12 protein-coding genes and 2 pseudogenes are annotated in these 12011 nt (G+C 39.6%); 12 read left to right on the top strand and 2 right to left on the bottom strand.

Annotated elements, in window-relative coordinates; translation table 11 throughout:
- From EKM64_RS10870 to EKM64_RS10885, 4 genes are all read left to right on the top strand, one after another.
- Positions 1–447 (top strand): IS30 family transposase (locus tag EKM64_RS10870; protein ID WP_125678469.1); only part of this gene is annotated, 447 nt, incomplete at its 5' end.
- Between the two features lie 80 nt (positions 448–527).
- Positions 528–1457, top strand: a complete 930-nt coding sequence (locus tag EKM64_RS10875; protein WP_125678471.1) for an energy-coupling factor transporter transmembrane component T — start codon at positions 528–530, stop codon at positions 1455–1457.
- Positions 1391–2989, top strand: coding sequence for an ABC transporter ATP-binding protein (locus tag EKM64_RS10880; protein ID WP_125678473.1), 1599 nt, complete (start codon positions 1391–1393; stop codon positions 2987–2989). The genes EKM64_RS10875 and EKM64_RS10880 overlap by 67 nt, the downstream gene beginning before the upstream one ends.
- Positions 2979–3647, top strand: a complete 669-nt coding sequence (locus EKM64_RS10885; protein ID WP_225421015.1) for an ECF transporter S component — start codon at positions 2979–2981, stop codon at positions 3645–3647. Before EKM64_RS10880 ends, EKM64_RS10885 begins: the two co-directional genes overlap by 11 nt.
- 423 nt (positions 3648–4070) lie before the next feature.
- Here EKM64_RS10885 and EKM64_RS10890 read toward each other — a convergent pair whose 3' ends face one another.
- Positions 4071–4790: an MIP/aquaporin family protein gene (locus tag EKM64_RS10890; RefSeq protein ID WP_125678475.1), complete on the bottom strand. Its 720-nt coding sequence runs from the start codon at positions 4788–4790 to the stop codon at positions 4071–4073.
- 147 nt (positions 4791–4937) lie between these two features.
- Here EKM64_RS10890 and EKM64_RS10895 point away from each other — a divergent pair, with 147 nt between their 5' ends.
- The 3 genes and pseudogenes from EKM64_RS10895 to EKM64_RS10905 all read left to right on the top strand — a co-directional run.
- A complete protein-coding gene (locus EKM64_RS10895; RefSeq protein ID WP_125678477.1) occupies positions 4938–5507 on the top strand; it encodes a cob(I)yrinic acid a,c-diamide adenosyltransferase in 570 nt (189 codons plus the stop codon).
- 11 nt (positions 5508–5518) lie between these two features.
- A complete protein-coding gene (locus EKM64_RS10900; protein WP_125678479.1) occupies positions 5519–6127 on the top strand; it encodes a sugar O-acetyltransferase in 609 nt (202 codons plus the stop codon).
- Between the two features lie 318 nt (positions 6128–6445).
- Positions 6446–6979, top strand: a pseudogene (locus EKM64_RS10905) (aminotransferase class I/II-fold pyridoxal phosphate-dependent enzyme); the annotation flags it as partial.
- Positions 6980–6986: 7 nt separating this feature from the next.
- On the opposite strand, the gene EKM64_RS10910 reads toward EKM64_RS10905, so the two are convergent.
- A protein-coding gene (locus EKM64_RS10910; RefSeq protein WP_225421016.1) for an IS5 family transposase occupies positions 6987–7768 on the bottom strand; the annotation gives its coding sequence in 2 pieces (ribosomal slippage) (positions 6987–7519 and positions 7519–7768; 783 coding nt in all).
- 377 nt (positions 7769–8145) lie between these two features.
- On the opposite strand from EKM64_RS10910, the gene EKM64_RS10915 reads away from it, so the two are divergent.
- The 5 genes and pseudogenes from EKM64_RS10915 to EKM64_RS10930 all read left to right on the top strand — a co-directional run.
- Entirely contained in the window at positions 8146–8439 is a 294-nt protein-coding gene (locus EKM64_RS10915) for a flavodoxin (RefSeq protein ID WP_164505368.1), read from the top strand.
- A gap of 21 nt (positions 8440–8460) precedes the next feature.
- A complete protein-coding gene (locus EKM64_RS11465) occupies positions 8461–8622 on the top strand; it encodes a hypothetical protein (RefSeq protein ID WP_015474658.1) in 162 nt (53 codons plus the stop codon).
- Positions 8623–8992: 370 nt separating this feature from the next.
- Entirely contained in the window at positions 8993–10147 is a 1155-nt protein-coding gene (locus tag EKM64_RS10920) for a cation:proton antiporter (protein ID WP_125678487.1), read from the top strand.
- Positions 10148–10358: 211 nt separating this feature from the next.
- Positions 10359–11777 carry an IS5-like element ISLrh3 family transposase gene (locus EKM64_RS10925; protein WP_003573999.1) on the top strand — a complete coding sequence of 473 codons (1419 nt, stop codon included), beginning with the start codon at positions 10359–10361 and terminating at the stop codon, positions 11775–11777.
- Positions 11778–11899: 122 nt separating this feature from the next.
- Positions 11900–12011 (top strand): annotated as a pseudogene (locus tag EKM64_RS10930) (IS30 family transposase); the annotation flags it as partial.

Consider the following 12011-nt stretch of genomic DNA (forward strand, 5'->3'; position numbering starts at 1 on the left):
GTCGTTGGTCCTCGTGGGCATAGTAAGGCAGTTTTATTAACTTTAATCGATCGAAAATCACGGTTCCTTTGGGCATATCGGTTAAAGGACCGAACGACAGCGAGTGTTAATGAAGCACTGACTAAGTTCCTAACAACTTTTAATGGACCGGTGCACAGTTTTACTGTGGACCGTGGTACTGAGTTTAGTGGGCTAGTATCATTTGAATCACAATATGGTATTAAGACCTATTACTGTCATGCTTATATGCCAGCTGAACGTGGTAGTAATGAACGCTTTAATCGGAATTTACGTTATTTTTATCCTAAGGGGACTCGTTTTGAGCACATTAGTGCTCAAGATTTAACGACGACGTTACTCCAAATTAACCAGAGACCGCTTAAAATACTTGACTGGAAAACACCGTATCAGGTTATGCTGACCAATTTGTCCAAAAATTCGGATTAAATTTGCAATCTACCGAATCAATTAGACTTTTTTTAGTAATAAGTTAAAATAAGAATATTGACGAAAAAAGGAGTGAGGACATGAATCGATTGATTGTGAATTTTCAACAAAATACTAGTAGTCTCGTGATGTTTGTTTATTTGATCAATGTGGTCCTGATTTCCTTACTCTACAATAATCCGGTGTTAACAATCAGCATCTTTTTGAGTCTGTTTATCATGTCAGTTTTGACTCGCTGCGAAAAAATCTGGTCGTATTTAAAGTTTTCAAGTTTGATCTTTGTAATTACGATTTTATTCAACGTAATTTTAAATCAGCGAGGCAGTAAGGTGATCTTGCAAGTACAATTTGTTAAAGTTACGACCGAATCGCTACTGAATGGAACTATTTTGGGAATTTCATTTGTTAATTTGTTGTGGTCATTTTATTTGTATGACGCATTAGTAAGGGTGAAAGTGGTTTTTGAATTGTTGTCGAATCTTTTCAAAAGTATCGCAATTATTTTTATTTTAACGATCAAATTTATTCCACAGATAATTCAAATTTATACAGAAACCAAGGTCATGAGCCGTTTCCGTAATAGTTTGATGCAAGACCAGTTTAGTTTTGTGAAGCGGATTCGACAGACAATTGATTTGAATGAAGTGATCTTGAACAAATCAATCGCTAGTTTTATGAATGTTTCGGATACATTGACTATACGAGGCTACGACCATCGTCACAAGAGATTTGGTCGAGTAGAATTTAGCTTGTTTGATGGAGTGGTGATAGGCCTCATCTTGGTATCTTTGATTTTTAATGTTTTTATGTCGATTTTAAAGTTTGGTAAAGTCAACTTTGGTTCAGCAAATTTACAAATTGTCACTGATCATCTTTGGCCGTTAATCATAGTAAATTGTTTGATGATCTTGTTGCCAGTCATAATAGGAGGAGTGAATTTCATATGGTGGAAATGTTACGGTTCCAAGACTACAGTTTCCGATACAATAACAGTCAAGAATTATCGTTAAAACACTTGAATTTCACGCTCCAAAAGGGCGAATTCATCACTCTGATCGGGGCGACTGGTAGTGGTAAGAGTACTTTTTTAAAACAATTGTTGCCTGACTTAGCTTTAGGGAAGATAAATTCAGGACAAATTGTGACTGATCTGGAAAAAACAACCGATAATTTTGCCTATGTTTCACAATTTGTCGATAATCAGATGATCATGGAAACACCTCGAGACGAGTTGAAATTTATCTTGGACAACCAAGGATGTACTCCAAATGAGATTCAACTACGGATCACGGAAGTAGCTAGTTTTTTAGGTATTATCGATTTATTGGATCGGGAAGTTTCACAATTTTCTGGTGGTCAGAAGCAATTAGTCAACTTGGCTAGTGCTTTGATTTTAAAACCCAAAGTGTTGTTATTGGATGAACCGACCGCACAGTTGGATCCGGTAGCTTCGGAAAAATTGATGCAGATGATCCATAAAGTGAATCTTGAATTTGGCATGACGGTGATTTTGGTCGAGCACGAATTAGAGTGGGCAGTTCATTTTACTGACCGCCTATTGATTATGGCTAGTGGAACGATTGTTTTGGATCAGCCAATCAGCCAAGCTTTGCGAAAGATTTTTGATGACCCACAATATCGAAATTATTTGACCCAGATTGATCGGTTGTATTTGGAACTAGGAATTTCTGGTTTAAAATTGCCGTTAAATAATCAACAACTGACAGAAGTTATCAGAGAAAAGCAATCAGAACTACAATTTCGAGTCAGACCTCAGCTTGAAGGCAAAACAAAACCAGTTCTGACGGCAAGTAAATTAAATTTTCGTTATAGTTTTAACGGTCGAAAAGTTGTGGATAACGTTAGTTTTGAACTAAATTCAGGACGTTCTTATTGTGTGGTTGGTCCTAATGGGATGGGAAAGACGACCTTATTGAAAGTCTGTACGCAACAAGTCCGTCAACAATCGGGCAAATTAAATTTTGCTGGGCACAAACTTCAAAAAGACTTCTATCAACAAATGTTTGTCTTGCCGCAAAATCCGGCCGCACTATTCATGAAAGAAACGGTAGCTGAAGAATTAGTGTTTCAAATCAAAAAGAGCCACAGTTCTAAAGAATTGACTGAAATACTTAAAGAATTCTCTTTGTCGGGACTGGAACAGAAAAGTCCTTATGATCTAAGTGGTGGACAACAAGAATTCTTGGCTTTAGCATTAGGATTTATCAAGCAACCGCAATTACTCTTTTTGGATGAACCGACCAAGGGGCTAGATCCAAACAAACGAATTGCCTTAGGAAAATTATTGCAAGCTTATCAGAAAGCTGGAGGCACGATTTTTATCAACACACATGATTTGATCTTTGCGGCCGAATATTTCGATCAAGTGGCGATGATGTTCGATGGGAAGCTGAGTGATTTTGCTACACCACAAGAGTTTTTTCAAGACAAGTTCTTTTATACGACAGAAATAAATAAAGCTTTGCGGGAAATTTATCCACAAGCTTTAATATGGAAGGATATTCAATATTTTGAATCGTAAGTCAGTTTCACTTTTAGCTATTTCAATTATGGTTTTATTATTGATGATCGTTTTAGCTAGTAAAAATTATTTATTGTTTTCATTTGGCTTCTTAGTTTTGACTTTGGGAGTTTACTTTTGGAAATTTGAAAGATTTCAGCATAATTCTCGTGAAGTAGTTTTTATTGCTATTATTTGTGCTTTGGCTGTCGTTGGTCGGATCATCTTCGCAGCCTTGCCAGCAGTAAAACCAGAACTATTTATTTTGATCATGGGGGCAATGGTTACCGGTCCGGAAACGGGATTTTTAATGGGGACAATCATCGCCTTAACTTCGAATATGTATTTTGGTCAAGGTGTTTGGACCCCCTGGCAGATGTTTGCCTTGGGGGTGATCGGCTTAGTCTCGGGATTAATGATCAATAAGGAAATACCAACTTGGCTGTTAGTCGTCTGGGGGTTTGCCAGTGGCTTTGTAATGGGCTGGATCATGGATATTTACTACATTATCGGATTTGTTGATCCAATCACGATCAAGAGTATTCTAACTTCGATTGCAGCCAGTTTTTACTTTGATTTCGTTCATGCACTCTTTACAGGCGTTTTATTGTTACTCGTCGGTAAACGTTGGATAAAATTGTTTAATGGTTACAAGCAAAAGTATGATTTATTCAAATAAGAGAGTGTAGTACTTAAATAGCGTTTCAAAAAAAGGTGATCTGACAATGTGTGTCGAATCACCCTTTTTTTTTGAAGTTTATTATTTTTTTGGTTCTAAATAAAATGCTATAAATCAGTTCAACCTCTGACAAGAATAGAATTACTAAACAACATAACTTCGTATCCGCAATCAAGAATCTGCGGTTACTACTTAAACAATGACGTTATAAAGCCTGGAGTAACAGAACTGATGGACCAAGTAGTGGCACTATCTATCTTAGTGGCTCTGCCACTTAGATAGCTGACAATCTTTAAGACAACTCCGAACCTGAGTTGGCTCAAAGTCGTCACACTACGACCACGTCCAATCAGCTCTGTTACGGAAGGCGGAAATCAAAACAAAATCTTCCACTCAAACAGAGGCTACCTTTTAATTCTGATATTATGGAATCAATAGATAAGCCAAGGCACCGACAGCACCACCAGCTAAAGGTCCAAAGACTGGTACCCAACTGTAGGCCCAGTCGGAATCACCTTTATTAGCAATTGGTAAGATCTGGTGGGCAATTCTCGGTCCGAGGTCTCGTGCGGGGTTGATGGCATAACCAGTTGAACCGCCGAGTGAGAAACCAATGGCTGTAATCAAAAGACCAACGACGATAGGGTTGAGTCCTTGAGTAAACTTGCCACGAGTAAAGGCTAGTAGTGCAAACACTAAGATAAAAGTACCAATGAATTCACTGATAAAATTAAAGAAATAATTTCTGATTGCCGGTCCGGTTGCAAAGACGCCTAAGATGGCAGCTGAATCATCAGTTTCTTCCCAATGTGGGTAATAGTTGACCCAAACGATGGCTGCTCCGACAATGGCGCCTAAAGTTTGAGCGATGATATAAGGTATGACCGATGGCCAAGGGAATACGCCGGCGATGGCCATTCCCAAAGTTACTGCGGGATTTAAATGAGCTGGACTTAAAAAAGCAGAACAATAAATTCCTAAAGTGACCGCTAATCCCCAACCTAAAGCAATGGCAATCCAACCACTACCTTCAGCTTTTGATTTTTTCAAGCTAACGGCAGCGACGACGCCATCACCAAATAAAATTAAAACTAATGTGCCGATGAACTCACCGAGCAATTGTAATGTTAAACTATCTTGCATAAGCTTTCCCTCCAAGGTTCACAATGTTTCACGCTTACATGCTATTATTATACATAGACAGTAGTAATAAGACTATGAATTTTGATTGTGAAAGCATTATTTATCGAGTTAACAAAATAGAATTTTTTTGATTAAGGAGTATTACAAATGAAAATTTATACTAAAACTGGTGACAAAGGCCAGACAAGAATTATCGGAAACGACGTACTGTATAAATCAGCTCCCCGTATTAATTCATATGGAACCGTTGATGAATTGAATTCATTAGTTGGGGTAGTGATTGTTAATTTATCGGCAAAAACTAGTGTCCTCAAAGATGAATTAGAAGAGATTCAACAGTTGTTATTTGACTGTGGAACTGACTTGGCTATTTCACCGACTGACAAGAAACATGAATTTATTTTCAAAGATGACAACGGGGCGACTGATTGGCTGGAAAAGAAGATCGACACGTATACGGAAAAAACACCTAAGATTCAAAAATTTATCCTGCCTGGTGGATCTAAGACAGCAGCAAATTTGCATATGGCAAGAACCGTAACTCGTCGTGCTGAGCGGGAGATTGTCGGCTTGATGCAAACTGAACCGATCAATGACGACGTTTTGAAATTTATCAACCGCCTATCAGACTATTTCTTTGCGGCGGCTCGTTATAGTAATGTTTTAGATGGTGTTGATGACATTCAATATCGTAATAGCAAACCAGTATTTAGATAAGGATCAAATTTATGCGTAGTGAAAAAGAAAAGATGCTATCAGGAGATCTTTATATCCCGCACGATCCAGAAATAAAACAAGATTTCAAAAAAGCCAAAGAGTTAGTCCGTGAATTTAACCATACGACTGAACATCAACCTGAAGAACGTTTGCGGATTATCAAGCAACTCTTCAAAAAGAGTGGAAGCAAACCTTATTTGGAACCGCCATTTTATACTGATTACGGCTGTAATACAGAGATTGGTGACGATTTTTACGCTAACTATGAATGTATTATTCTCGATATTGCCAATGTCAAAATCGGTAATAATGTCTATTTTGGACCACGGGTGGGAATTTATACTGCCGGACATCCGATTGATGCCATGATCAGAAACGAAGGTTTTGAATATGGAAAACCTGTTACTATTGGAAATGACGTTTGGGTCGGTGGCAATGTGGTCTTTAACCCTGGTGTTAAAGTCGGCAATAATGTTGTGATCGGTTCAGGTTCGATTGTTACGAAAGATATTCCTGACAATGTCATCGCAGTCGGCAATCCTTGCCATGTTTTACGAGCTATTACAGATGATGATAAAAAGTATTGGGAACATGAGAAACAGCGTTATTATGAAAACTAAGCACGAATAAAGGCACTTGGTCATTGACCAAGTGCCTTGTTTTATCTATTTACTTATAGGGGGGAGGATAATCAAATCTTTGTTTCCTTTATTTGATTATAGTAGATTGTAAAATTAATCCGAACGCTGTTCGGACAAAAAAGATGGGTCTAGAATTTTTGGTGTTGGAAAGTATTTCCATTCCAAAAGTACTAGGCCCTAATTTAAAAAGCCATTGATAATGGATCAAAAAAGGCCACTAGGGTATACCTTATCAAGTGATTTACAATATGATATCAACGAGAATTTCTATAATATTATTAGCTTCATGATTTAGAATCCAAGCTAGCTCAACTGTCGAGTACTATGATGATCCTATGTAACCCACATAATCCAATAGGCCGCGTTTGGGATCGCAGTGAGCTGGCAAAAATTGCCAAACTTTGTCAAAAATATCATGTTTTACTGGTTAGCGATGAAATCCATGGAGACTTAGTTTTTAAGGGAACAGTTTATACGCCTATTTTTGACTTACCTGACTCCTTAATTGACAATACTGTAGCCTTAATATCACCAAGTAAGAATTTCAATATTGCTGTCTTACATGCTGCTACCGTTGTTGCTCCCAATGATAATGTACGAGCAAGGATTAATCGTGGAATCAATAACGATGAGCTTGCTGAACCAAATCTGTTGTCGATTCCTGCCACTGTTGCTGCTTACCGTAACAGTGACGAGTGGTTAGATAAATTAAAAGGTTCTCTGGCAACTAACCGCGAGTATGTGGCTTTCTATCTACAAGCCCACTTACCAGAAGTGAAGTTTGCATCAGAAAATGCGACTTACCTGTTATGGCTGGACGTTTCTGCTTAGAATCTGTTTAAAATCTTTTTAAGAGTAATATCAAGAAAGCGAGAATGATCATTTGGCGACTTGAATTAAGGTGCCGCTCACAATTTTTCCAGAGCCGACGACATTTATCTAACCAACTGAAAGAACGCTCAATAATCCAGCGTTGTGGTAACACTTCAAATTTATGTAGCTCATTGCGTTTAGCCACCTGTATGGTGGCTTTTAAATTGGATTGAACAGTGGCGGCGAAGTTGTCCCCGGTGTACCCACCATCAACAAGAACTGATTTAACTTGTTGTAAATGTTCACAGTTTAGCGCTAGCATGGCACTAGCCCCATCACGGTCAGAAACATTGGCAGTAGTGATATGGATTGCTTGTGGCAAACCGTTAATATCAACAGCTAAGTGACGTTTTATTCCAGATATTCGTTTACCACCGTCGTAACCATGATGCTTGGCGGTATCAGTATTTTTAACACTTTGGGCGTCAATTATTATAAAAGATGTTTTAGCCGAGCGTGACTGTTTTTCCCGTAGGGTAAAGACAATTTTTTTAAGCATTGATCCAAAATAGAAGGTTCATCAAGGACTTGTTCTTCAGACCATACTCGATAATAATAAACCGATTGCCAACGAGGAAAATCAACTGGTAACTGCCGCCACTGACAGCCGGTTTTTAAAACATAGGCCACCGCGCAAAATAAGTCGTAAAGATCATATTTCCGTGGTCTGGTTGATTGTCGTGCACCTTCTAAAATGGGACGGACTAGTTCAAATTGTCGGCGAGAAATATTACTGGGATAATTCATTACTGATCACCTTTTTTGAACTATCATACCAAATTAGCTAGATTTTAAACAGGTTCTTACACAGATAGCGCAGAAAAATTAGCTGCATTTATCCGCGTTGATATCGGATTATACCTTTCGGCAGGAACGGTATATCGCGGTAACGGGGCGTATTTTATCCGAATGAATGTTGCTTGTCCGCTGACAACGGTTGAAGAAGGTCTACGCCGGTTAACTCAGAGTCTTAATCACTGGCAATTACAAGGAGGCAATGCATCATGATTGTGTATTTTTCCCGGAGCGGTCAAAATCTCTACCGCGGTCAATGCCAGTATCTAAACGTAGGAAACACAGCACTAGTCGCTCGAGCAATCGCCAGATGTTTCCCGCAACCAATTGTGGCGGAGATCTGGCCAATTATTGATTATCCTGATGAGTATCAACAAGTATTGAAAATTACCAAACACGAATTGGACGAGCGTACTTTTCCTAAAATTATGCCAATTACTGCAGATATTGCTGGTAGCAATCACATTATTTTAGCATTCCCTAATTGGTGGAATCATTTACCGCGTCCGATTGTAACGTTTATGGAACAATATCAGTGGCAAGACAAAACAATCTATCCGGTCTGCACCCATGAAGGGAACCGCTTTGGTGATAGTCTGAATGAACTATCAGAGATTGCCTAAGGAGCCACGATTGAACGTGGATTGGCAGTTCGTGGAGTATGTGCTTACGACACTGATCAAGCCATCAAAAATTGGTTAAATAATTACGATCAAGAAGCAGATGATCAACCGCTGGGAAAGGTATCATATTGGCACCCACAATATAAAGAAGAATTACACAAGCCTCAAACAAGAAATCAATGATGATTTGATCACTACTAGTTTGGATTACTTGGACGTGATAATATACCTACGGTGTCTTTTTAGCTCGGTTATGTATCCAGCATGATTTATAGCTGGAGAAGACGATTCCGATATCTAAAACAGGCGAACCGGCACATATGCCGGAAAATTCAGAGGTCACTTTTAAAATTGGCGGTGTCCGTGTTTCGAAATAAGTAACTAAATACGACAACTTATCGTTACTTGAATACTTTTGATTAGTCTGCTATCCTATAAAAGGTATTATCAAAATATGAATAAATAAATCGGTTGACGTAAGCTCAAGGTGTTCTCTTTCAGGGGTGTGGAAGAGGTATCTGGGTTTACGTTTTTTGTATGAGGAGGTTTTTGTTTGGAATTTTTAGGTACCTTGGTGATCATCTTGATTGCAACTAGTCTATTTGGCCATCTAGCCTCTAGGGTTGGTATCCCAGCAGTGATCGGTCAATTATTTGTTGGAATTATTCTTGGCCCTGCGTTGTTGAATTGGGTTCACGCCAATGATTTTATCCATATTTTTTCAGAGATTGGGGTTATCATCTTAATGTTTATCGCCGGACTTGAGAGTGATCTTACATTGCTTAAAAAATATTTGCGCCCTAGCATAATTGTCGCGTTGTTAGGAGTTTTGATTCCAATGGTACTGATCTATCCAGTTGGTATTGTTTTTGGTTTGACACAATTTGAAAGCTTGTTTTTGGGCGTTATTTTTGCCGCAACGTCGGTTTCAATTTCAGTTGCTGTCATGAAAGAACTAAATTTACTTGATAGTAAGAGCGGTTCAACAGTCCTCGGTGCCGCGGTGGTTGACGATGTGCTAGCTGTCGTTTTACTTAGCATTATGGTCAGTTTAATAGGTACAAAGGCTGGTACGGATACCCAGATACCGCTAGCTCTGACTTTTTTAGAGCAGCTAATTTACTTTGCCGCAATTTATTTCGTGATGCGTTTTATCGCCCCTCTCCTCGCTAGACTAGGCACCAAATTATTGAATCCAGTGGGACCTACTATAATGGCGATGATTTTGTGTTTTGGTATGGCATATATTGCAAATCTGATTGGACTGAGTGCAGTAATTGGGGCCTTTTTTGCAGGAATTGCGATTGCACAAACTCATGTAGCTCATGAAGTTGATCAAAGTATCGAACCAATCGGTTATGCGATTTTCATTCCTGTATTCTTCGTTTCAATTGGTTTAAATATGTCACTAGCTGGCATAGAACACGATTTGTTATTAATTATCGTATTGACAATTGTGGCAACACTGACGAAACTATTAGGAGCGGGAAGTGGGGCTAAATGGGCCGGATTCAGTTCGAATGAAGCTTACCTCGTTGGTGCAGGGATGGTCTCGCGTGGGGAAATGGCCTTGATTATCGCTCAAATAGGCTACCAATCCAAACTAATCAGTGATGATTACTATTCGGCAATTATCACTGCCATTATCCTAACAACGTTATTAGCACCATTACTACTCAAACATGCGGCTCGTCATATAAACTACTAAAACATTTTAGCGGTATGACACCCCTTCTCTGTGAAAAATAACTACTAGATTTCATCGAGATATTGCCTAGTTTAATTAGTGGCTGGTGAAAGCAGCATAACTGCAAGCTTTATTGGCATCAAAGAATAGTAAAGATTATAATTAGTGCAAAGTAAACATGGGCTAACGCCTGTTTTCCTTGCACTTTTTATTTTTCCTGGAGGAAACCATCATGGCTTATCGACATCGTGCTACCCAATTGTCATTTCAATCCTTTAACAACGGCCTTGGTGTGCCACTTTCTTCCGACAATGAGTGGGTTCAATTAGCCGACATGCTCCCGTGGCAACAGCTCGATGAAGCCTATCAACTTCTTTTTACTGAGATGGGTGGGCGCGCTGCTAAACCCTTTCGTCTGCTTTACGGTGCCAGTTTGATCAAGCAAGCAGAACATCTAACCGACCGTTCGGTCGTTACCGCTATTCGTGATACCCCGGCTTACCAGTACTTTATCGGGCTAGACACCTACACAACCGACCTGCCGTTCAACCACTCAACCTTGGTTTATTTTAGACGACGCATGGGTCAAATAACGGAACTAGTGCGAAATATCATCAGTGATACCTTGCGCGAACAAATCCAAAGCTTATTGCCAGATGATGAGCTCCGTGTCTTGATCACAGACGCTACTGCGGTGCCAATTGAAATTCGTTTTCCACAAGATACTTCGCTGCTAAATCAAGCTCGGCTCAATCTAGAAGAAATGTTATTAGACATGGCTCATCAGTTGCAAATCAAGCCTCCACGAACCTACAAACGTGAAGCAAAAGCTAAGTGGACCGCTTTTGCTAGAAAACCGCGGCGTTGGGCTAAGGAAACACGCAAGCAGATCAAAGTACAGCTCCAGTATGTCCGACGTGATCTACGTTATATCGATGTGCTGTTGGCCCACGGTGCCTCTCTTAACGAAAGGCAAACCAAACGATTGGCTGTGATTCGTGAACTTTTTGACCAGCAAATGTTCATGTATGAAAATCGGACCCATCGGGTCCCAGGACGGATTGTTAGCTTGGCACAACCGTGGATTCGCCCGATTAACCGTGGTAAAGCCAAACAACGAACCGAATTTGGTCCCAAGATTGATGCTTCAATTGCCGATGGCATGATCGATATCGAACGATTTGATTTTAAGGCGTTCAATGAAAGCCAAGATTTAGCAACAACCATCGATCATTATTTCGACGTGCATGGTTATTATCCCGATGAAATCTTAGCTGACACACTTTATCGTACCCGCGAGAATCGTCAGCTCTGTCAACGACTAGGCATTAGGTTGTCGGGACCACGTTTAGGACGTAAGCCTAAAAAGATGGATGCTAAGCAGCGGCAAGTTGATCGTGACGCAGAGAAGCGGCGCGGGAAAATTGAACGCGGTTTTGCCTTCATGAAAGGCCCTTTGGGACTTTCATTGGTGCGGACTAAAACGGTAGCCAGCATCGCAGTGACGATTGATATTGCGATCAATCTAGCCAATCTAAAGATGCTATTAAGGCTTTTTAATGGACCAATTTTGATTTTTGTAAAATATAAGCAGGAATCCATCTTAATTCACTATCAAATTCACGTTTCAGGTAGCCGGAATGTTGCCTAATTCACCAGCCACTAATTAAGTACTGGCAAATTCTATAATTAATCCGAACAGAAATTAAAAAGCCCAAAGTAATCACTTACAATGGTAGTAGCTAATTCCAACCAATATAGGGAGTGATTACTTTGGGTACATCTACTTTATCACGTTTTCAACGTGGCGCACTAGCACAACTGGTCAATGAGGGGAATAAATCTTACCAAGTAATGGCTGACGCCTTAGGCGTCGCCAAAGCTA

The organism is Companilactobacillus keshanensis, from assembly GCF_003946205.1.
In the GTDB taxonomy this organism is placed as follows: domain Bacteria; phylum Bacillota; class Bacilli; order Lactobacillales; family Lactobacillaceae; genus Companilactobacillus; species Companilactobacillus keshanensis.